This is a genomic window from Vibrio sp. B181a (assembly GCF_030248375.1).
Classification (GTDB): Bacteria; Pseudomonadota; Gammaproteobacteria; order Enterobacterales; family Vibrionaceae; genus Vibrio; species Vibrio campbellii.
Genome location: NZ_JAHGAD010000009.1, coordinates 305,547 through 327,948, shown reverse-complemented (window position 1 = coordinate 327,948; position 22,402 = coordinate 305,547). Strand labels below are relative to the sequence as shown.

Genomic DNA, 22,402 nt, shown 5'->3' with positions numbered 1-22,402 from the left:
CAAGGTTAAACCTTATACATTTGGTTTTATGGGAGCACAAGGAGAGTTCCATGGTAAGCTACCGTCAATATCCAATTTGATTTAACAACCCTATACGATCAGTTTTGCTAACGCAAACACGTTTATATCTAATCTATGCGTTCCACCATGTTTGCATAACAATGCAGGAGGAAGTCGCTGGTTAGAAACTCCGATTATGCGCGGAAATGGGAGATTCCGAGCACCGCCCCTCAACCGTCAGCCATTAGGAAAAGTACTGTGATTCCAATGGCACGATCTGCCACTGAGTAAGTGCGTTAAATTGGAATGGGGCACTTCTGAGTTAGAAAGTGCCACGAGTAAAAATCAACCTGAGAAGCTTTTGGACAAAAGTGTGCCTAACAAAAACACCCTTCACATAAGTAAAGGGCGTTTGTTGTTTGAGGCTGAGTGTTGAAGGTTAAAGCACTAACCCGCCGTCAATCTTGAGTACTTGGCCTGTGATGTAGGCGCTCTTGTCGGAGGTTAAGAAGGAGACGCCATTGGCGATGTCTTGTACTGAGCCCATTCGACCTAATGGGGTTTTGCCCTCCATCATTTGAATCACTTTTTCTGGCAGGTTCTTGGTCATATCGGTGGCGATAAAGCCTGGTGCAACGCAATTGACGCGGATCTGCGCCCCCTTTCTTGATAACTCTTTCGCCCAGCCTTTGCTCATCGAGATAACACCGCCTTTACTTGCGCCGTAATTACTCTGGCCGATGTTGCCATCCGTACCCACAATAGAAGAGATGCTGACAATGCTGCCAGTGCCCTGCTCTAGCATCACTGGCGCGACGCGTTGAGTGAGCAAGAACACCGCTTTCAGGTTTACGTCGATAACGCTGTCCCAATCTTGCTCTAGCATGTCTGGCAACAAGGCATCACGCGTGATACCGGCGTTGTTAACCAGCGCATCGATTCTTCCATGCTGCTTTACGATGCTGTCTACCACTTCGCTGACGGCTGCTGCATCGCACAAGTTGACTTGATAATTGCTTAGCTGCGCCGACTGGCTCCATTCTACAGGCGATATGTCTAGCCCGACGACGTGGAATCCATCCTCCAATAATTGCTCACAAATCGCTTGGCCAATACCACGAGCCGCACCAGTAACAACTGCTACTTTTTCCGCTTTCATCTTGGTCTTCCTTAAATGTTGAGATTACAAATTCGCCTTTTCCCTAGCGTTTTTTATTTTTATGCCTAGCCGCGTTACAGCTGCGCTTCTCATACGCAGGGTCTTTCATATTTACTTCAAACTATAGGAACAGTCTGGGAGCCGGATGTGAACTAATCAAGACAACTTGATGATGGTTTGCAAAATAACGGGTTTCCGTCACCGTTCTGTCGATATGTTGGTGTAACAAGTGCGCTGTTTGTTGAATAACTCGCCTTTCATTTAGAGCTCATGAAACTAATTCTTAGATTATGCAGCAAAGTCACAATAAACCTGTGGGTATTACATTCTTGTTATCAAAATTCTCGATTACGATTTAAAGATACGGCGTGCTTTTAAATATGGACGTAGCAAAGGACGCCTTACCTGAGAAAGATAACAAAACCTACGGGAGATAAAATGAATCAGGCTTACATAGATGCAGCAAGAACGCTGCAACAGTGCACGTTCGGGCCATCCCAACGTGACATTAATGATCTTGTTCAATCGGGAAGCATTGAAAACTGGGTCGCTCAACAAACACTTATTACACCGTCTTCTTGGCTGAAGCATTTTGAGCAAGATGAGCTCAACGTACCGGACTTAGGGCAAGGCTTGTATTACGCCAGCAGTTGGACACGCATGACCGTCGAAGGTGATGATATCTTGCGTCAGCGTATTGCTTATACCCTGTCTCAACTGTTCGTAGTCAGTGTGAAAGATCCGGCGTTTAAAGCGGCTTCTAAACGTCGCTACATGTGTAATTACTTCGACGGGTTACTCGACAATGCCTTTGGAAACTTCCGCGATGTGATTCGCTTTGTGTCGAAATCGCCAATCATGGGCGAGTACCTGACTTTTGTGAATAACGTTTCTAACGAGCTCACTGCCCCAGATGAAAACTACGCACGTGAACTGTTGCAACTGTTCACGCTTGGCCCAGTTAAGCTGCGTAACAACGGTGAAGTGCGTTTGGATGCCGAAGGTAACGAAGTGGCGTCTTACACTCAAGAAGACATCGAGCAACTTGCGCGTGTGTTTACGGGTTGGAAGTTCATCGATATTCGCGGTAACGATAAGTACAGCCAGCCAATGGAACCGCGTGGCGAGCACGATATGGGCGAGAAACCCATTCTTGGTAAAACCTTCCCTGGCGGTGTCGGTGCAGAAGAAGAGCTGGAAGCGGTGATCGAACATTTGATGAACCAAAACACGCTCTACACCTTTGTGACTAAGTTCTTCATCAACAAACTTGTGACCAGCAATCCAAGAGCGGGTTATATTCGCCGTGTGCGCCGTGCTTTCAAACGTTCTGATGGCGACATGCAAGCCTTAATCATCGCGATTCTAACGGATAAAGACGCGCTTCGCTCTGGCAGTACAGTGGGTAAATTGCGTGACCCACTTTCTGTGTTTACCCATGCGATGCGCGCGCTACAAGTGAAGCGACGTGACGGCGTATTGATGTGGCCAAAACAGTTCAATTGGTATAACCGAACGTTGCCGCTGTCGGCACCTTCTGTGTTTTATTATTACCAACCTGATGATGCGCCAAACCACCCTGATTTTAATGGTCTGGTGGCACCAGAATTCAATGTGTACCAATGGCATGACATCTACCAATATGGGATTCAGTTCCGTGAGCTTGTCGCTCGTTTCGAGGAAGAGGCCAAAGATTGGTACATGGATGAAGTGCTGTTCACCCGATACCTTGCTTTTGATGACGAAGGCGTAGTGGATTACCTCAACGAACATTTGTTTGCTTATCAAATGAGTGAGCAAGCTCGTCAATGCTATCTCGATTACCTCGCCCAGTGCCCAAGTCGCCAATCTAAATGGCGCAAAGAGATTAAGAATCTCGTTATGAACGCACTGCTTTCACCAGAATTCATCACACAGGGGTAATCATCATGAACTTAACACGACGTCGTTTTTTACAAGCAGGTTCCGCTGGTGTTGGGGTTTCTGCACTTAACCTTGCTGCTTTTCCTGCCTTTGCAGACTCTTTCAATCAGTGCAAAAACGGCTATCGCGCCGTTGTAGGTATCGACCTTGCGGGCGGTAACGATGGCTACAATATGCTGATCCCTACTGCCGCACCGGCGAACAGCCAATATCGAGCACTGCGTGGCAGCTTAGCTTTGGATGAGGCGAGCTGTATTCATTTAGATGCGATCAATGATGACGCCAAACTGGCATTAAACCCTGCCATGGCTGCGCTCAAGACCTATTGGGATAATGCTAACCTTGTACCTGTTGTGAACCTAGGTCCACTGACACAGCGCGTAAACAATGTGATTTATGGTGAGAGCACTCGCCCTGCTCATTTGTTCAGCCACTCTCACCAATCCACTATGGTTCAGTCTCACGCGACTAAGTCTCTGTCAAAAGAGGGCTTTGGCGCGAAGACTTCCACTGAGCTCGGCACTATGCTGCGCAGTCTAAATGAGCTGTCACCAATGTTTGATATTGGCGGCACGCAAGTGTGGACCAACTGTATCGAGGCGCAATCTAACTCGGTCGGCTCTCAACCACCGAGCGATATTTTTAATGATCAACGTTCGCGAGATCTGTTTGATCAACTGCAAAACACGGGCAGTTACGGCAACGTTTTTCAGTCTCATTATGCTGGTGTTGCAGTGGACTCGACCAGAATGTATCAGGAGTTCAGCGCTATTTTGAATGCCGAGATTACAGAGGTGTTCCCAGAAACACGCATCGGTAATCAACTAAAAGCGGTATTTAAACTGCTGCTGCATAAAGATCAGTTCCAGCATCCTGCGCAGTACTTTAGTTGTAAATTAGGTGGGTTCGATACGCACTCAGCTCAAATTAGCCGCCAAACGGGTTTGCTGCAAGAGTTAGCAGAAGCGATGGCCGCGTTCCAATTAGCTTTGGAAAACAATGGCTTGTTTGATCAGGTAACGACGTTCACTCATTCAGAATTTGGCCGTACTTTGATTCCAAACGGTACGGATGGTACGGACCACGGCTGGGCAAGCCACGCATTGGTGATGGGCGGCGGTGTAGCAGGAAAAGCGATCGTGGGTGAATATCCAGACTTATCTGAGACAAGCCCTTACTTGCTCTCGCGTGGGCGTGTGATTCCAACCATCTCTTCTGATCAGCTTCATGCGAGTTTAATGGCATGGTTGGGGCTATCTGAAGCGGGAATTAATCAATTATTCCCTGCGCTGGATAACACTTTGACAGATTCAATCCAACCTCAGACTCTCCCTCTGTTCAAATCTTGCTAATATAGAGGGAGATATATAAGTAACTAAGCAATCTATTAATAGGCTACATGGTTACTAATAAGAAAAAGCAGTGCTAAACAAAAGGCTCCGTTCACGCGGAGCCTTTTTATCATTTGGAGAATGGTCACGCCGTCTCTTCATTAATCGAGGGCGATTTATACAGCCAAGGCTGAACCAAGAGATTAAAAAGCATACCCGCGATAAATAGAGTAATAACAATGCTCGCTCCGCTCGGTAAGTCGTACCGAGCTGACGCCGCAATGCCAGACAAAATCCCCACAAGGCCGATACTGATGCTCGCAATGAAGAATCTCGTTCCTTTTAACGCCGCGGCACACAAAGCCGGAATCACTAACAGAGCAAACTCTAAATAGATGCCCGTGAGCTTAACCGTTATTGGCATCAAGATAGCAAAGATCAGGTAAAAGCCACTGCCCTGCATAAACGCAGGTTTTAGCCAAACCAACAGCAACATCGCTGCGGTTATTAATGCCAAGGGCCACACATCATCCCATGTCGACCACAATAACTGCCCGTTAAGAATGCCTTGGATAAAGTCTGCACCATGCGGATCTTTACTTACGAGTAAGATCGCCAACGAGGCGGAGACCACAAACAAGCTGCCGATCATCGGCTCCAAATGCTGTTGGTAACGCTTCTCCATTAAGGCAATCAAACCACACAGCAATAACGACATCACCCAAGGGCCGACCATCTCGCCGAAGAAGGAACCCGAGAAGAGCGCGTATTGGTTCAGCCAATAATGACTGAGTGCAGCCCCCAATGCGGCAACTTGTGCCACCGCCAAATCAATGAAGATAATTTGGCGTTTTAGCACTTGTTGACCAAGCACCACGTTACCGACTAACGCGATCAAGCCACACAGCACCGCGGGCAATAACCATACATACTCTGTCATGGTTTAGCTCTTCACCGGATCGGGCTGCACCAGCACACCTAGCAATTCGTCGATGACTTGGTCGTACATTTCATCAAGACTTTGTCCGTTAGAAACCGTGAGCGGTAACTGGATCAGAGGCTTGTCTGTCTGCTGCTGTAACCAGTTCGCGGGGCGTTTATCTTGGTGCGATGAGAATACAATCGCATCAAAGCTATTGGTCTCTAACTTGGTTAATGACTGCAGATGAGAGGTGGTTGGCGAGATTCCCGGCTTCGGTTCAAGGTCAGCGATTTGCTCCATACTAAGCCAATCGTAAAGATAACGATAGGTAGCGTGATAGCCGACAACTTGTTTGCCTTTTAACGGTGCCGCTTTCTCATGCCACTCATTCAGCTTTTTGCGCCAATGAGCTCGGAACTTCATGCCGTTAAGTTGGTAGGCTTGCGCGTTATCTGGATCGATGGTTTTCAAGCGTTCAGTGATCGCCCGTGACAAGGGAATCATGTCATTCGCCGCAAACTGCACATGTGGGTTTCCGTGCGCATGTATGTCCCCCATGCTGCGGTCAACATGATCATGAGTGTCTAACATGCGCACGAAATCGGTCGCGTAAACCATGCTTGATGCGCCATTTTGCACCGCGCTATTACTACTGCGAACTTGCAGCATCGGTAGCCACCCGACTTCTAGCTCCGCACCGGAACACATTGCCATGTCCGCTTGGCGCATCTTGGCAATTAAAGAGGGGCGCGCTTGCACGTAATGGGGATCTTGCTTAGCGGTCGTCGCAGAATAGATGGTGGCGTCTGGCGCATGACTTTCAAGAAAGGCTTTCCATTCTGGCTCGCAGACGAAGATGTTCAGCGCCAAAGCAGGCGAAGAGATGATGGCAGCCCCCGCCGCCATCATCGCTACACGGCATTTACTGAGCGTAAGCTTAGAACGCATGTGCACCGTGCGCTCCAAATGTCATCACGTATTGCAGAGTGAATACGTTGTCTGTCTCGCTGTCTTGGTTGTCGATACGAGAGTATTGCGCTCGGATTGTACCGAAGTGAGAAGAATCCCACGCGATCATCGCATCCATTTCTTTGTCTTTTAGAGCAGTGAAGTGCATGTGGTCACCGTGTGCGTGGCCATCGTAGCTTTCTGCCTCACCGTAACGTAGACCTGCAGACCAGCTTGGGTTGAAACGGTAAACACCTGACACGTAGTAAGCGCTTAGGTTATCTGGTGATTCTGCATCGTCTTTGAACTTACTGTCTACCACACCGTCTAGCAGCATGTATTCAGCAGATAGTGTGAAGTTGCTGTATTTGTAGTTGCCATCTGGGGCCCACTTCCATACAAAGTCTGCGCCGTAAAGGTTAGCGCCAGTTACCGCTGCACCGTGACTATGGTCGTGTCCATGCTCGTCTGCATGACCGTGGTCGTGATCTTCAAACTCCGTCACTTTGCCGTTTTCGTTACGTAGGTAACTTAGGCCAAACTGCCAGCTTGAAGACTCAGAAAAGTCGTCACCCAGTTTCAACGTTGTCGTGTAAACACCCACCTCAGAGCCATCTTCAACAGAAGACATCTTGCTGCCGCTTAGCGCTTCTACACCAAACTTCACGTAAAGATCAGTGGGTAGCACGATGTTTGCGCGTACACCATCATCGTAGTAATGCGAACCAAGGAAAGTACGATAAGCGATTGGACGCTCTACGAAACTGTCGGTATGCATATGCTGGTTGTTTAAGTAACCAAAATCAGAAAGGAATCGACCTGCACGTACATTTAAACCGTATGGAAGAGCTAGAGTCTCGATGAACGCTTCTTCAAGCATCAGTTCGGTTTCATCACTGTGGCTTTCTAGAACCGCCGTCAGTGAGCCGTGGAATTTATCATCGATGTTTGCAGACATGTTCACCTCAGTGTGACCAAGGCCGAAACCTTCTTCACGCTCTGAGTTGTTACGCTGGCCATCTTGATAGTAACCGTCTAGTACTACGCCGATCTGAGGGTTCGACAGCGTGTCGGCAAAAACTGGGGAAACAAACAAGCTACCAACCGCTAAAGAGACCAATTTCTTATTCACTACGTTTTTCCTTATTTTGTTATGTTATAACACCACTTAATATTTCGCAGATGTTATAACATAACAAAATCTAAAAAAAGCGAGGTATGTAACAATTTGTAAATTTAGATTCTATGCAAATTATCAATAGCAATCATAAGGTTAATGAGATTTCGCCACACTTTAAGCTCTGTATGATCATCATTACTCCCACTCTCTTTTTGGCTGCTCGTTCTTGGTAAACAAGGGATATTCACGCACTTGAAGGGGTGAAACGGCATATACTTAATAAATACGGAGGCAGCACTGGAAACACACAATGCTCAATATGGACTTCTCACAACGTTTAGTGATTAAAACCCATCAACAAGAATGGATTGCTAGCCCAGCCGCCGGTGTATGGCGTAAACCATTGGAAAGAGAGGCGAAAGAGTCCGGCCACACCACCAGCGTGGTCAAGTACGAGCCCAATTCACAGTTCGCAACACACCCTCACCCATATGGCGAGGAAATACTGGTGCTAGAAGGCGTATTTTCTGATGAAGATGGTGATTACCCAACGGGGACTTACCTTCGTAACCCACCCGGCAGTCACCATGCTCCGTTCAGCAAAGAAGGCTGCGTTATCTTAGTGAAACTCAATCAATTTGATCCCAATGATCTAGATAGCGTGCGTATCAACACGAACCAAGCAGAGTGGTTAGCAGGTATTGGCGGGCTAAAAGTGATGCCACTGCACAAGTTCGGGCACGAGCATGTCGCATTAGTAAAATGGCCGAAGGGCGAAAAGTTTCAGCCACACCGCCACTTTGGTGGTGAAGAGATCTTTGTGTTATCTGGAGAGTTCAAAGACGAGTTTGGCGAATACCCCACTTACACTTGGCTGCGTAGCCCTCATATGAGTGAGCATTTCCCTTTCGTAGACGAAGAAACGGTGATTTGGGTGAAGACTGGTCACTTACCTGCAAGTTAACTAAACCTTGAATTAGTTAGCTGAGCCGTGAATTAGCTGAGCCGTAAATTAGCTAAGCCGTTCTTATCAAGTAATCGAGGCGAAACACAAGAACGGCTCGAACCACCGAGCCGCTATCCATGAAACATAACCGTTAAATTATGCGCTCATAATTTTTGAGGAGAGCCAGTCTTTTAGCTCCGCTCTGTTGTGTTTGAGTGTGTTCATTTCATGGTCGTCGATTGGGTTTCCTTGCAATTCGAGTTCGCGGATTTCTTTGTCGAGCTGGTTGTAGTTTTTTGCATTTTCAGCAAACGCGCTGTCGTTTGCCGTCAGTTGAGTGATGGTATCCAAATGTTCTGGGAATTCATGAGTTAATGAGTGATTTTCACCTAACATAGAGACCTCTTTGGCTGAGTACATTTTAGTTAAATAAGCTGCTTAATTCCTAAGCAACGCTTAAAGCCACCATAGCATTTCAGCCAAAGGGAAATTGTCGATTTGAGCACATTTTGACCGACACTTTATAACTTCATCCGTTTGTAATCTATTTACAAACGTATCTATAAAACAAGCACATCGTGGGCTTTTCTCATCCGTTCAAAGCCTACTTTATGGCTTTGCTGTTTTCGTTAAAAGAAGCTGATCGGTAAATAGAAATCTAACTCGAACGCCTCTTCATGGTTGAGGAAATGATTTTTATGGTAGTGCACGTAGGCTGGCGTCGAGCGTTGTTTGAAGCCCGAATTGGGCAGCCATTTCTCTAATACCATACTGATCTGCGGCAGCAATTCACCATACACCCCAGTAAGTCGAAATACCGCATGTAAGCCACCCGGAATGGTCATTTGATTCACAACGCCCCGATACTTAAGCGGCTTATCAATTGCCATACAAGCAACGTAGCGGCATTTATCTAACTCAACCCAAGCAGGATTAGAATGATGCAAACCGTATTGGGTGGAAAAGTCACGATGCTCTGAGTTCGCCCAAGCTTTGAGCACCAACCAAGCATTGCGAATAGAGCGGTTGTAGCCTTCATGACGAACGTAAGCAGCAAAGCGTTGTGGCACTTCAACTATCTTTGGCTCCGGTAAGGTACGCTTCGCGACTCGATGGTAACCCGCCGCCACTTCTGGGTCTTTGAGGTATGGCTTCTCAGCGACTTGCAAATCGTGCTTACGCCAAGCGCCGGGTGACATATCAAACGTGGCTTTGAACGCACGGCTGAACGAAGACACCGAGCTGAAACCACACTTATTGGCAATCTCCAATACCGATGATTTGGTATCAAACATCAACTGGTTTGCGGCGTATTCCATTCGGGTGCGACGAACGTATTGGTGAATTGACTCGCCAACAACGTCTTTAAAAATACGGTGGAAGTGCTGCTCAGAATACGCTGCTACATCAGCCAGCTCTTTGGCGGATAATTCTCTACCGATGTCTTGATGAATATAGAACAACACATCATTGATTCTGGAAACCTGTTGCTGGCTCATAAGTGGGCGTTTTACTTAAATAGCATAAATGGACATGTTTAACAGCATAAATGGACACACCAAGTTTAGCAATTCCCATATAATATCTTTCAACTAAAACCAAAATTAAAAAAATACGAGAAGCACAACGCATGGAAATCGCACAGTCACTACAACAAGTAAAGTCATCGTACATTCGAGAGATCCTCGCTGCCGCTAGCGATAAAAACGTCATCTCGCTTGCTGGCGGTTTGCCCGATGAAAAGACCTTCCCTATCGACTTAATGAAGCCGACGCTAGAAAACTTGGCAAACATGCCTGAAGTTTTCCAATACGGCTCAACGGCAGGCTACGCGCCACTGCTAGAATTCCTAAACGGCTACTTCAAACTGCCTGAAACACACGCCGCAATGATCACTACAGGCTCTCAGCAAGGCCTAGATCTGATTGCACGTGCTTATGTAAACCCAGGTGATAAAGTCGTGATGGAGGCACCAAGCTACCTTGGTGCAATGCAGGTGTTTGGTTTGGTTCAGGCGGACATCGTGACTGTCTCTCAAACAGAATTTGGTCCAAACCTTGAAGAGCTAGAGCAATGCTTTGCAGAACAAAAACCGAAGATGTTCTACGCTGTACCCGATTTCCATAACCCAACAGGGGTGTGCTGGGCACTTGAAACACGTCAGAAAGTTGCAGAGCTTTGTATTCAATACAACGTCGCTTTTATTGAAGACGCACCTTACCGTGAGTTGCGTTTTTCTGGTGAAGCACTGCCGCTTGTCTCCGATTTCTGTCCTCAGCATTCTATCGTGCTGCGTTCATTCTCTAAGATCGCTTCTCCGGGTCTTCGCATTGGTGTGGTGACGGGAAAAAGCAGTTACCTAGAACCGCTGATTAAAATCAAACAGGGTGCGGATCTGCATTCCAGCGTACCAATGCAAGCACTGCTGCACGGTCTGCTTCAACACGATAACTTTGAAACCCACATCAGCACCATTTGTGAACTCTACAAGTCGCGTTACGATGTCATGTACGCAGAGCTAGAAAAACAGCTTCCTAGCAATTGTGTATTGAAGCCTGTTGATGGTGGCATGTTCGTATGGGTGGAAATTCCAGAATGCGATACCTTTGAACTAGCAAAATCATTGCTTGCGAACGGTGTGGCTGTTGTACCTAGCCCAGTGTTCTATCCAGAAGGATCAGAAGTAAAAGCAGCGCTGCGCCTCAACTTCACCAACGCAACGCCTGAAGAGCTCAAAGTTGCCGTGACTCGTTTAGCCGACGTACTGAACGCGCTGTAATATAAATTACACCTTAGAATCCAAATACCTGCCTTTGAGATGCGAATTAAGTCTCGAAGGCAGCGTTTCAAAAAGTTCCCCAAAAAATTTATTTTTTTCTCTCAAAATCAACTCTCTACGTTAAGTGTCTGTTTTCGCTTGATCCTCTAACGATCGCAAAAAAGAGATCTTGATCACGCATTTGAAGCCTTGAAAAGTTACGTCTATCTTTCAGAAAAAAGGCATCGACCTTGTCGCATCATCTGCGAATTCAAACACTTTTGATCATGAGGGCTTATCACTATCAAAAGTTGCGCTGAAACCATCAGCAAAGCAGTCTGTGAAGATGAACGCCGCAAGGACGCAACTACAACCATTCTGAATGTCGCTACACCAATCCGTGATTGGATTTATACACGTCGGCTTAGCGCATCATATTACAGAGGGGTTTATCAGGATGAACATTCGACCATCGAAAGGACTTGTTGTCACAGGCTTGTCCACCGTACTTTCACTCGCTGCCATGCAAGTAACACACGCGAGCAATTCACCAAACTGTAGCGACGTACTAGCAGGTAACAAAACCGCCGTGTCTCAAAAAATGACCGTGCTGTTGGGTGAAGACATCACGCAATCCAACCTAGTCACGACCGTTGTTCCAGCAAAGAACAACCCATTCGTCACAGAAGCGCTGGTTTCTGTTTCTAACGATGTTTCTCCAAACGGCTTGCTGCCGAAGAAGTCACTAGAAGAAATCCAGCAAGTGCGCGAAAACATCGAGAAAGCCGGCGTAGAGGTAAGCAAGTTACAAAACACGTTTGAAGTCGCGTTTGTTAGCCTTATCGACGGACATTGTCAGTTCTCGACCAACAAGCTAACGACCAACGCCAAGATTGATTTTGACCACTTAGAAGGTCTATCCGCCTACTCTATTCCTGCTCTATTGGCCATGGTTGATAAGTCGTACGCGATGGCAGAAGCACGGATTGAAGCCGAAAAAGCGCATGCGGCAGAAATCGAACGTGAGAAAGAAAAACAACGAGAGATGGCAGCCGCAGCGGCCGCCGCACGCTATCAAGATGCTAACGTACTAGTAAGAGTCGAGAAGTTTGATGGCTCTAATGTCACCTTCTCTGTGACTAACCTCGCTTCTGACGGTGAATTACAGCCGAACTTCAATACTTTTAGAGCGTACCAGACCGATAAAGGTGAGTTGATTTATAAATCGGAATCGCTACTCAGCCTCGTCGATAGCGAAGGGAACGGACTGACGACCATCGGTATTGCCGAGCTTGGACCAGATAGCGGCACAGAGATGAGTATCTCTCCGGGTGAAACACGTAAGTTCATTACGAGTATTAAATCTGAAGTGGCGCCAGAGATGAAATTGAGCTTAGAGTTCCCTGCAAAAGTGTTTAACACCGATGAAGCCTTCACCCTATCCTTTACTGATTCTGTTGCGATGGCGACCGCAGGGCTAAATTAGACAGTAGCTACATTAAGCCGCAATTGCACTAGGCAATAACTGCGTCAGATAGAGATAACATTACATATCAAAACAAAAAAGCAGACTATCACGTCTGCTTTTCTTTTAGTTTTTACACTGGTATGCGTTAGCGAACATAGTCACTGAGCTAGAGAATCCTAGCGGTTGATACAAGTAAAGCGTATCCGCGCCCAGCTCTGCTGCTTTGATGCGCATTTGGTTGAGTGTTCCCCAAACCATGTCTTTATCTGCGTGCAGCCAGTAGTCGTAAAAATGGCCTTCTGAGCCCATTACGGTGCCGAGGTGCTGGCAGTTTGCGATTGCGTTTACATCGTCCCAAATCACTTTCACTTGCTCGGACTCTTGTGTTGGGAAGGTCACGCAGCCAGTTAATAACGTTGCCAATGCTGCAGCAGTCATTAACTTTTTCATAATTTCATCGCCTTAGAATTAAATAGACTGCGGATTCTATTTATCGTTTAAGCAATGAACAACAAAAATTTTTTATGCTTTACATAACCGTTGATTTCACAGTTTTTCTTGGTTGTTTTAGTGCTCTTGCGTCACGAATGTTCAGTGTCATTAAGGTCAAGTTGGTGAAGCCTGCAAACAGCTCAACGATTTGTATCACATAGAAAGTGGTATCAAACTGCCCAAGCTGAGCAAGATGCTGAAGGTAAATCGCCGCAGGCACAAGAATTAAAACACCGTTCATGGCGACAAAAGGCATGCGTTTTTTCTTAGCTGCGATAGGGCCTTTTTTCACTTTAGGCGCCATCTTAGCACCTGTGATTCCTGCCGCTGCCATCAAAGGTACTACCGCCCAAATCGCATACGAGATATAGGTTTTCACCGCAACAATCGCCTGCTGATCACCAAAAAGTTCAACAAATACGGTACTGGTGAAAAAGCTCATAATAAACATATATGCAGTCATAGAGCTGATTCGGTGAACGAGGCTGAGTGTCTTTTTCATAGCGATATTCTCTTTTTTAGATGTAGTAGTAACGGTACGAGACAAAGATTACACAACAATCATTGCGTACACAACAGTTGCAATTAAAATTAATCATCTCAATTATCAGAGGAATAGCAAAGACCTCTATTAACCTCATGTTTTAAAACATAATTAATAAATGTACAAAAATGAGAGCGCCATTGGATTTTGTGAGCAAATTGGAGTAAAACTGAAGAGTAGATGAAAAAGAGGGACTGAATTTGGCTTCCAAAAATAAACTGATCCGCTATCAATCCATTGAAGTCGAGGATGTCTTCAGCAAGGAAGATGAGTTGATCAAACTCGTGCAAACGGATCAACTCTCTCAGGTGCTGTTATTATGGCAGGTGAAAAGCCCAACACTGGTTCTTCCGGCAGGAAAGAAGTGGCCTATTTCGGATGAACTTGAACAAGGCCTTGAAGACACAAACTGGAAGCTCTTCTCAAGAAAAACAGGGGGCGCACCAGTCCCGCAAGTCCCGGGGATCATTAATCTCTCACATATTTACCATTGGCCAGGAGATCAGCCATACGACATTAAGAAAGCATACCTTGATTTGTGTTCCGTGCTCACCGTCTTCTTTGAGCAGCTTGGTGTAAATGTCGACGTACACGCAACGCCAAATTCCTACTGTGATGGCGACTACAACCTAAACATCGGTGGACAAAAAGTAGTGGGGACAGCGCAGCGCGTATTACTGAAGAAAGGCGGCGGACAAGTTGTGCTTTCTCAAGCCTGTATTCTTATTAATGCCGATGTCGAGAAAATCGTTGAGCCAGTAAAACTGTGCAATCAGTTATGTGGCCATGCCGACCATATTCGCGGTGATGTCCACACTCCCCTATTTAACCACATTGAACAAAGACCAAGTGTGGATGCCTTGTTCCAACTCATCACTCAAGCTTTCTTAGATCATGCCAAGCAAGACTAACCTGTCTTCACAAGCTCCCATCTCTTTTGGGAGCTAACCACAGCGCGCGAATAAGTCTCTCCCATACTGCGTATCAAATAGCGATTTTCCTTATATCACCATACGGGCTGAGCCCTATTTGCCACCAGCATCATATTATAAGAATGTAATGTTATAACAGAGATTAGATTTAATTATTTATCAATTGCTACCTCTTAATTATTAAAAACTACATTAACATCCTCTTCATTAAAGGTTGGTAATATTTATATTGAATAATATTCACCTTATTTTTATGCAACCAATAACTGCACAGTATTTATATGGTTAATTCGTAAAAACCACTTTTAACCACAATATAAGATTAGCTTAATTAGTAACCACTAATAGCTTATGTGACCATTGTTCAAGTTATTTATATATAAACTATTTAATCAGAGAAACATTTTTACAAATTATGCTTTCTATGTATTTTATTTATCTGACAAATATTCCAACCCCAATGTTATTTGTCTCATATATAAGAAATATTTTACTCACACTAAAACATAACAGGTAAATAAATGAATACATTTGTAAAAATTACTGCGCTATCTGCTCTCACCCTTTCATCAATGAACGCTTTTGCCGTGAGCGATACTTTTGACGCGACTCTAGAAGTAAAACAAGCGATCACTATGACTAGAACGTCGAATCTTGACTTCGGTATTATCACTTCAGACCGTACGACAGATGTTGTGATTGCTCAAGGCGACGCTGGCGCTGCGACCTTCACTATCGACGGCGGTGCTGGTGAAGTCGTTGATGTTGCTATCGCTGGTACTAACCTTGTAAATGGTGCAAACAACGTTGCAGCGACCTTTGATTTCTCTCCTACACTGACGCTAACAGGCGGTACAGCAGAGCTTAAAATTGGCGGTACAGCAGAAGTATCAACAGCGACACTTGTTGCCGGTACGTACTCTGCAAGCGTTCCAGTTGATGTTACTTACCAGTAATCAATAGTATCGTTTAATGAAATGGCGGCAATAATATAGTGCCGCCATTATTAGTATAAGAATATCATGCTATTAAAAGTCGCTTTTTATTTAGGGTTATTTTTATTTACCCCCCAAAGTTGCTTGGCATTGACGATCGTACCAGAAAATATGGGTATCTCTTTTCCAGGAACATATTTATCTGGACGAGGACAACATGCGGTTTCTAGCCCTGCCCATAATCAACTGTATGTTGTCCGCTTTTATGTTGAAGGTGAACCAGGGAAAAAAATTACCGTCACCGTACCTAATAACCAATATCTTAATCATGACAAGACATCTCGAAAAATTAAGATACGTCGAATTTTTTACGGGTGCGGTTTATCTAAACGCGGGCGCACAAAAATAAACAGCAATGGAAGAAGCAAATTGTTATGTATCGGCGCAAAGATTCGGATAGGCGCAAAAATTCCAGCTGGCAACTACTCTGGCACCATTCCTTTTGAGGTTAATTATCGATGAAGCACCTAATTCTACTGCTGACAACAGTGGTCATCTCGCTACCTATTCATGCGCAACTGTTGATTGCTCCGACCCGCTTGGTGCTGAATGCAGATCAGTCAGTGACAGAGAAGATTATCGTTGAAAACAGCTCGGACAAACCCATTCGACTTGAAATCAAACCGGTTTATCGCCCTATCACTTTGCGAGGCGTCACCCGCACCGATCAAAACATCGCACAAACGGAAGATATTGCGGAGTGGATTAAAGTCTCTCCACCTGTCATTCGTGAATTAAAGCCAAACCAACGACGCACCATTCGCTTGAGATTTAGCGCCTTACCAGCAGATAAAGACAATGGTGAATATAGAGCGTATTTGTGGTTTTCTCCAATCACGTTGGCCCAAGGCCAAACCACAGACTCCCAAAGCACGGGCCCCTCTTTTAATCTCGACTTCAGAGTGAACAGCTATATCCCTGTATATGCACAACGCGGCGAGATAAAACAAGACGTGTCCTTCCAGTGTGAAAGCGGCAAGTTACGCATTCAAAATAAAGGCAAACATCAGTTTAACGCCATGTTAAACACTGAAAACCTTCAAGAAAAGTTGGTACTACTTAGACAATCAGAGCTTGTGAGATCGCTACCGGCTAAGACTAAAGTTCTGATCACACAAGACGAACAATCACTACACGAATGTACCTTGTAATCTGCCTTACATCGATTCACGCACCGAGCCCAATCTAACCAGAATGAGACTACGTTACATTGGGCTGTGTTTGTCGATGCTCTTCACCCTCTCTTTTCCGTTATTCGCCAACGAACCATCGCAGTTATCCTTGTATCCTGCGCACATTGAAGTCCGGTTAGGCAATGTAGGAGACAGTTTTTATCGTGTCATGATGGACGATGAGGAAGAACCCTACCTGCCTATCGAGAGCAGTATTGCTTACTTATTAGAAATGCATGGAGATTGTGTTCAACAGCGATGTGAAATTCACTTGCCACAGGACATGGCACGAGAGACTCCGGCCTTCATTATCGACCTAGCCCACAGTGTGTGTTACCGATCTAACTCGCCGCAACAGCCCATTCAGGTTCTCAATTATGAACAGGAATGGCTCATCCACTGGCGTAGCCTGAACGATTGCTTACCCGTTAAAGCTCGCTGGTACATCGAAGACTATCAACTCATCACCGACAAGGGCTATAAGTCTCCCTCAGAGCTGGAAGAGGAAATTCAAAAGTTAAAACGCGACTCTCGCGAAAAAGCCAAACAGCTTGAAAAACTGGCAAGACAACCTGCGGTCAGGCCGCTATCAACGTTGGGGGTCTCCACACGCCTTTCCGCAACCGCGTCATATGAGAGCGATAACAATGAAGGAGGATACCTTCTCTCTGACTCGCTGATGAGCACTGAGAACTGGATAGGTCAGCTGTCTATTGACTCACGGGAAGATCAACCTGTGGCTTACTACAACTTCACGCTCGCCCCACCAAACAATAGTAATCAAGTTGAACTCGGGCATGTGTTACTAGATGGCGGCCTCTACTCCAACCCTGTGATTCTAGAAAATGGGTTTCACTACACCAATCATGAAACAACACCTAAATTTGGCGATCTGCAACTTGAACGAACAACGCAGCCAAACATCAACATCGATGTGTTGGTCAACGGGATTTATCAAAGCTCCTATCGCTCTGATGATTTTGGGCGCTTTGTCATCGAAGAAGACAATATTGCGCCAGGTGACACACTCACGTTTCGCTATTACTTGGCGAAAGGCGTTTGGCAACAAGAGGAAGTCGTTATCGCAGGCTTGGATGGCGGTTTCCTTCCGAAAGGAAAGTGGGGAGTAGATGCCATCGTCGACTTTGAAGGCGCCAAAGTTGGGGCGGGTATCATCGAGTATGGCATAGATGACTACCTGACCTTTGGAGCCACCGCGTTAATCGAGGAACGCGACACGCTGCTGGCTTTCCAAACACGGTATCTTCCGAGCCACTGGTTGGCAATGCAAGTGGGTTGGATTCCTGAATTACAGCGTTTCCCTGTTGAGCTAGATATGCAGTTTGGCCGCGCCCAATCGTTAAGCTTGGAGCTCAACAAATCTGTGAATTTCACACGGAATTCCGACTTGTACGACGCCTTAAAATACAGCTATTCAGGCGCTTACTATAATGCCTATCTGGATCTAAGGCATGAAGACGGTGGCTATAAAATCTCGCCTCAAGTCAGTATGAAAGTCGCTCGTAATCTTTTTCTCCGCTATGAATCTAATTACACCCACGATAAGAAAGAGAATGTCGACGACTTCTTACACACTATCGAACTCGCCAAAAATGGCTTTTCAGATACCTCATGGCGTGTGAAAGGGGCATGGGATAAATCCGGCTCTCTCGAGCAGACCGAAGCTTCATTACGAAATATTTGTACCGATTGCTGGCTCAACCACGGGCAGTACTTCGAGGAAGTTATGTCGAACCTGTCTGCCAGCTATAACAATACTGATCTCGAATTGTCCGCAACGGTCGAAGCTCGGGTGAACTCAAACTTCAAAATCAAACTGTTTGGCAATCATGAACAATACGGTGTCGAGCTTACGACGGAAGCCGCAGCTCGCAGCCATTTCGACGACAACATTGCCGAGCTATTAGATTGGAGCAAATACAGTTTCGCAAAACTCGTTGGTACCGTCGTCGACCAACAAGGCAACGTAATCCCGAATGTGAGTTTGCGCGTGCTCGATCAGTTCGCCATGAGCGATGAAAACGGCGAGTTTGTTTTTCACCAAGTTCCTGCCCACGATAATCTCTCCATCTATGTTGATGAAAGTGCACTCGACCTTAACTTAACCACGCAGCACAACCCCATTCTCGTCAATACGCGCCAAGCAGGGATCACACAAATATCCGTGGTTTTGATCGCCTCTTTTGGCGTTGATGGTGTGATAGAAGGCCAACTCGAAAGCAACAGCTACCTGCACTTTAAACACATAGCCAATGATATGGAGTTCTCAAGCAAAATTGAGGAGGATGGCTTTTATATGGTGGAGGGACTAACGTCTGGGCTCTATCTCATTACTTTAGAAAACGGCCAACAAAAAAGAATGATGCAAGCGCATCTCGACAATGAGTTTTGGATAAGCGGACTTAACTACCAAGCTTCCGACTTCTATTGAAGGTCTAATAAATACGGATACTGCTGATTTAAAAGATAAATATATAGAGCACATCACCAAAGCTCCCTCATCTTTTTGAATGAAAAAGCGGCGTGCCGAGCCCTGCCTCCATTGAGCAATTTGAAAATGAGATCTAGCTCAAATATTTATCCATGACGGAAATAGTTGAAGCCAACGCCCAAAAGCCTCAGAATGTCGCACTTTTCGCGTCGAACATAAAATCGACGACTTTTTATCCAACTCGACAATTGAGAATCATACATATGGGTTTTACCTCGTTAGGTCTATCTGCTCCAATCCTTAAAGCTATTCAGGAAAAAGGCTACGACACCCCTTCACCAATTCAGGCACAAGCAATTCCAGCTGTTTTGGAAGGGAAAGACGTAATGGCAGCAGCACAGACTGGTACAGGTAAAACGGCAGGCTTTACGCTTCCGATTCTTGAACGTCTGTCGAACGGTCCACGTGTACGCAGCAACCAAGTCCGCGCATTAGTGCTCACGCCAACTCGTGAGCTTGCTGCCCAGGTACAAGAAAACGTGTTCATGTACAGCCGTCACCTACCTCTAACGAGTGCAGTGGTATTTGGTGGTGTGAAGATCAACCCGCAAATGCTTCGCCTTCGTAAAGGTGCGGACGTATTGGTTGCAACACCAGGTCGCCTATTGGACCTATACAACCAAAACGCAGTGAAGTTCGACCAACTAGAAATGCTAGTACTGGACGAAGCAGACCGTATGCTAGATATGGGCTTCATCCGTGACATTCGTAAGATTCTTGATTTACTGCCTAAACAACGTCAGAACCTTCTGTTCTCTGCGACTTTCTCTGATGAAATCCGCGATCTTGCAAAAGGTTTGGTAAACAACCCGGTTGAGATTTCAGTAAACCCTGCAAACTCAACAGCACGCACCGTAGAGCAATGCATCTACCCAGCAGACGTGAAGAAGAAAGCGCCAATGCTGGTCAAACTGATCAAAGACGGTGATTGGAAACAAGTATTGGTGTTTACCAAAACCAAGCATGGCGCTAACCGCTTAGCCAAGTTCCTAATCGACCAAAAGATTACAGCAGCTGCGATTCACGGCAACAAGAGCCAAGGTGCACGTACTAAAGCACTGGCTAACTTTAAATCTGGCGAAGTTCGAGTGCTGGTTGCAACCGACATCGCTGCACGCGGTATCGATATTCCTCAGCTTCCTCAAGTGGTTAACTTCGAGCTACCTAAAGTGGCAGAAGACTACGTTCACCGTATCGGTCGTACCGGTCGTGCTGGTGAAGTGGGTAAAGCGATTTCTCTAGTATGCGCACTTGAAGCATCAGAACTGTTTGCGATTGAACGTTTGATTCAACAACTGCTGCCTCGTAAAGAGCTAGAAGGCTACGCACCAACTAACGTATTGCCAGAGTCGAAGCTTGATACTCGCCCTATCAAGCCAAAGAAACCGAAAAAGCCTAAGAAACCAAAAGCAGAAGGTGAAAACGGTCAAACTGCTGAGAAGAAAAACAGCGGCGGTAACAACAAACCAAAGCGTCGTTTCAACAGTGACAACAAAAACGGTAAAGCCGAAAACAAATCAGGCAAAGGCGGCGCTGGCAAGCCAAAAGGCAACCGTGACGGTCAAGCTCGCTCAAACGGCAAGCCAAGCGGTAACAAGCCGAATAACAACCAGTCTGGTGCGAACAAACCGGGCGCAAGCAAAAACGGTAACGGTGGCAAGCCATCAGGTAACCGCAAGCCTAACAGCGGCAAACCATCAGGCGCAAAACCATCAAATGGTAAACCGTCAGGCAACAAGCCATCAGGACAACGTCGCAAGCCACGTCCGCAAGCTGCTAAGTAATTAGATACCGAGTTAAAACGACAAAGCCGCTGATAATCTCAGCGGCTTTGTTTTTTCTAACAGTGAAAACTATGCTATGGCTGGTTAAAGGATATACATTTTTTGAATTACTCTCTGGAATCTAATATCTCTCTAATCTTCTTATAAGATTTTTTAGAGTTGAAGATGATTTTATGCTCACCAAACTCTTTTTCGATACCAGCAATCACTTCCACTACTCAAGATAATAATCCACCATCGAAATTGAAAGAAAGCTCTTTCATTAGCCACGCTTTAAACGCACTGATACGCAAAGAGCGCGAAGAAGATGGGTCATCAATTACCGAATAACGAACACCTGGTTTTAACCCAATATCAAAAGGTTTCACTAACATCCCTCTTTCAATAAAGTCGGCACAAACACTATCTGTTGCTAAGCACGCCCCGTGACCAGCTACCACAGCATTAATTCCCATATCAAAGGTGCCAACCTCCATCCACTGAAGTCTGTCTTTTTGAGTGTGAACGTTGGCAGCTTTAAACCATTGATCCCAATTGAATGCCTCTGAGTGAAAGTCAATCAGCCAACAACGTTGTAACTGCTCAGGGTGGGTAAACTTAATTGATTCAGCAAGTTGTGGAGAACAGTAAGGATAGATTTCTTCTTCAAATAACGTCTTTTGCTCCAACCCTAAATCGGTTGCATCTCCATCGCCTTGCCAAATTAGTACATCGGTCTCAGTGTGTCTGATATCCATGGTGTGGAGGTTTTGCATTCTGATAGGAATATGCGGGTACTCCATTGTAAATTTCCATAGCCTTGGCATTAGCCAACGAGTCGAAAAAGAACGCGGAGCACTAACATTCAACACGCCTTCTAGCGGTTCATTTTGAATTCGATTTAGGCCTGTAATTATGTTTTTGAAACCATCATTAACGTGTCGATGAAGAATTTGCCCTTTATCCGTCAGATGCATTTCACGTCCACGTCGAATGAACAGCTTGCAACTCAAACGTTGTTCTAACTGCCTCAACTTTTGGCTTATCGCTGCCTGAGTGATGCAAAGTTCCTCAGCCGCTTTACTGTAGCTTTTTAGTCGAGCTGCAGATTCAAAGTAATGAAGCGCTGAAAGATAGCGAAGTCTATTGTCCATAATCTCTACTTATAATACTTGTAATAAATCGTTGTTCGTAATGGAGCTTTGTTGGTTCGATAATACTGACATCAAATGGTCGAACAAGGAAATTCAATTGAAGAACATATTGTTAAAAACTCGAAAAATAGCATCTATACTATTGAATAAATTGAATTTAATTAAAAAAACCAATATTGATAGGTATTACATTAACGACCTCAGCAATCACGTAAGAAAGGATATAGGAGTCCAATCCTACGAGGAGAAAAGTTCACATTACT

At 45.5% G+C, this 22,402-nt stretch carries 20 protein-coding genes; 11 read left to right on the top strand and 9 right to left on the bottom strand.

From position 1 onward, the window contains the following. Positions 1-439: 439 nt before the first annotated feature. Positions 440-1,159 carry a beta-ketoacyl-ACP reductase gene (locus KIO97_RS05325; RefSeq protein WP_045399130.1) on the bottom strand — a complete coding sequence of 240 codons (720 nt, stop codon included), beginning with the start codon at positions 1,157-1,159 and terminating at the stop codon, positions 440-442. Positions 1,160-1,597: 438 nt separating this feature from the next. Between KIO97_RS05325 and KIO97_RS05320 the strand changes: the two genes are divergently transcribed. Both KIO97_RS05320 and KIO97_RS05315 read left to right on the top strand, forming a co-directional pair. Continuing rightward, positions 1,598-3,082, top strand: a complete 1,485-nt coding sequence (locus tag KIO97_RS05320) for a DUF1800 family protein (RefSeq protein ID WP_050905560.1) — start codon at positions 1,598-1,600, stop codon at positions 3,080-3,082. Between the two features lie 5 nt (positions 3,083-3,087). Continuing rightward, complete coding sequence (locus KIO97_RS05315) at positions 3,088-4,434, top strand: DUF1501 domain-containing protein (RefSeq protein ID WP_050905561.1); 1,347 nt, start codon at positions 3,088-3,090, stop codon at positions 4,432-4,434. Between the two features lie 124 nt (positions 4,435-4,558). Here KIO97_RS05315 and KIO97_RS05310 read toward each other — a convergent pair whose 3' ends face one another. The 3 genes from KIO97_RS05310 to KIO97_RS05300 are packed head-to-tail and all read right to left on the bottom strand — an operon-like array spanning position 4,559 to position 7,415. Beyond that, on the bottom strand, positions 4,559-5,353 hold the full coding sequence (locus KIO97_RS05310; RefSeq protein WP_050905562.1) for a metal ABC transporter permease: 795 nt from the start codon (positions 5,351-5,353) through the stop codon (positions 4,559-4,561). Between the two features lie 3 nt (positions 5,354-5,356). After that, positions 5,357-6,283 carry a metal ABC transporter solute-binding protein, Zn/Mn family gene (locus KIO97_RS05305; RefSeq protein ID WP_285381356.1) on the bottom strand — a complete coding sequence of 309 codons (927 nt, stop codon included), beginning with the start codon at positions 6,281-6,283 and terminating at the stop codon, positions 5,357-5,359. Beyond that, entirely contained in the window at positions 6,273-7,415 is a 1,143-nt protein-coding gene (locus KIO97_RS05300; RefSeq protein ID WP_050905564.1) for a hypothetical protein, read from the bottom strand. Before KIO97_RS05300 ends, KIO97_RS05305 begins: the two co-directional genes overlap by 11 nt. Positions 7,416-7,713: 298 nt before the next feature. Here KIO97_RS05300 and KIO97_RS05295 point away from each other — a divergent pair, with 298 nt between their 5' ends. Further along, positions 7,714-8,367: a cupin domain-containing protein gene (locus KIO97_RS05295; protein WP_285381354.1), complete on the top strand. Its 654-nt coding sequence runs from the start codon at positions 7,714-7,716 to the stop codon at positions 8,365-8,367. A gap of 138 nt (positions 8,368-8,505) precedes the next feature. Here the strand turns inward: KIO97_RS05295 and KIO97_RS05290 are convergent, their stop codons facing one another. Both KIO97_RS05290 and KIO97_RS05285 read right to left on the bottom strand, forming a co-directional pair. After that, the gene (locus KIO97_RS05290; RefSeq protein WP_005532354.1) at positions 8,506-8,745 is read right to left on the bottom strand and encodes a YdcH family protein; all 240 of its coding nucleotides are present in this window, start codon (positions 8,743-8,745) and stop codon (positions 8,506-8,508) included. A 233-nt stretch (positions 8,746-8,978) separates the two neighbouring features. Beyond that, positions 8,979-9,848, bottom strand: coding sequence for a GyrI-like domain-containing protein (locus tag KIO97_RS05285; RefSeq protein WP_012129906.1), 870 nt, complete (start codon positions 9,846-9,848; stop codon positions 8,979-8,981). 131 nt (positions 9,849-9,979) lie between these two features. Here KIO97_RS05285 and KIO97_RS05280 point away from each other — a divergent pair, with 131 nt between their 5' ends. Both KIO97_RS05280 and KIO97_RS05275 read left to right on the top strand, forming a co-directional pair. Further along, positions 9,980-11,128 carry a PLP-dependent aminotransferase family protein gene (locus tag KIO97_RS05280; protein WP_050911108.1) on the top strand — a complete coding sequence of 383 codons (1,149 nt, stop codon included), beginning with the start codon at positions 9,980-9,982 and terminating at the stop codon, positions 11,126-11,128. Positions 11,129-11,564: 436 nt separating this feature from the next. Further along, complete coding sequence (locus KIO97_RS05275; RefSeq protein WP_285381350.1) at positions 11,565-12,593, top strand: hypothetical protein; 1,029 nt, start codon at positions 11,565-11,567, stop codon at positions 12,591-12,593. 105 nt (positions 12,594-12,698) lie between these two features. Here the strand turns inward: KIO97_RS05275 and KIO97_RS05270 are convergent, their stop codons facing one another. Next, on the bottom strand, positions 12,699-13,025 hold the full coding sequence (locus KIO97_RS05270; protein WP_038890766.1) for a DUF4156 domain-containing protein: 327 nt from the start codon (positions 13,023-13,025) through the stop codon (positions 12,699-12,701). 79 nt (positions 13,026-13,104) lie between these two features. Then, positions 13,105-13,569, bottom strand: a complete 465-nt coding sequence (locus KIO97_RS05265; RefSeq protein WP_285381348.1) for a hypothetical protein — start codon at positions 13,567-13,569, stop codon at positions 13,105-13,107. A gap of 242 nt (positions 13,570-13,811) precedes the next feature. On the opposite strand from KIO97_RS05265, the gene KIO97_RS05260 reads away from it, so the two are divergent. The 6 genes from KIO97_RS05260 (at position 13,812) to KIO97_RS05235 (ending at position 21,006) form a co-directional block, all read left to right on the top strand. Beyond that, a complete protein-coding gene (locus tag KIO97_RS05260) occupies positions 13,812-14,522 on the top strand; it encodes a lipoate--protein ligase (protein ID WP_285381346.1) in 711 nt (236 codons plus the stop codon). 542 nt (positions 14,523-15,064) lie between these two features. Next, positions 15,065-15,499 carry a DUF4402 domain-containing protein gene (locus KIO97_RS05255; RefSeq protein ID WP_005429677.1) on the top strand — a complete coding sequence of 145 codons (435 nt, stop codon included), beginning with the start codon at positions 15,065-15,067 and terminating at the stop codon, positions 15,497-15,499. 66 nt (positions 15,500-15,565) lie between these two features. Next, the gene (locus KIO97_RS05250) at positions 15,566-16,000 is read left to right on the top strand and encodes a DUF4402 domain-containing protein (RefSeq protein ID WP_285381345.1); all 435 of its coding nucleotides are present in this window, start codon (positions 15,566-15,568) and stop codon (positions 15,998-16,000) included. After that, positions 15,997-16,689 (top strand): molecular chaperone, encoded by a 693-nt coding sequence (locus tag KIO97_RS05245; protein ID WP_285381344.1) that lies wholly within the window; start codon positions 15,997-15,999, stop codon positions 16,687-16,689. Before KIO97_RS05250 ends, KIO97_RS05245 begins: the two co-directional genes overlap by 4 nt. Before the next feature lie 76 nt (positions 16,690-16,765). Further along, positions 16,766-19,162 carry a carboxypeptidase-like regulatory domain-containing protein gene (locus KIO97_RS05240; RefSeq protein ID WP_285381343.1) on the top strand — a complete coding sequence of 799 codons (2,397 nt, stop codon included), beginning with the start codon at positions 16,766-16,768 and terminating at the stop codon, positions 19,160-19,162. A gap of 263 nt (positions 19,163-19,425) precedes the next feature. Beyond that, positions 19,426-21,006 carry a DEAD/DEAH box helicase gene (locus KIO97_RS05235; RefSeq protein WP_285381341.1) on the top strand — a complete coding sequence of 527 codons (1,581 nt, stop codon included), beginning with the start codon at positions 19,426-19,428 and terminating at the stop codon, positions 21,004-21,006. Positions 21,007-21,224: 218 nt separating this feature from the next. Here KIO97_RS05235 and KIO97_RS05230 read toward each other — a convergent pair whose 3' ends face one another. Continuing rightward, positions 21,225-22,139, bottom strand: coding sequence for a LysR substrate-binding domain-containing protein (locus KIO97_RS05230; protein WP_285381340.1), 915 nt, complete (start codon positions 22,137-22,139; stop codon positions 21,225-21,227). Positions 22,140-22,402 lie beyond the last annotated feature (263 nt).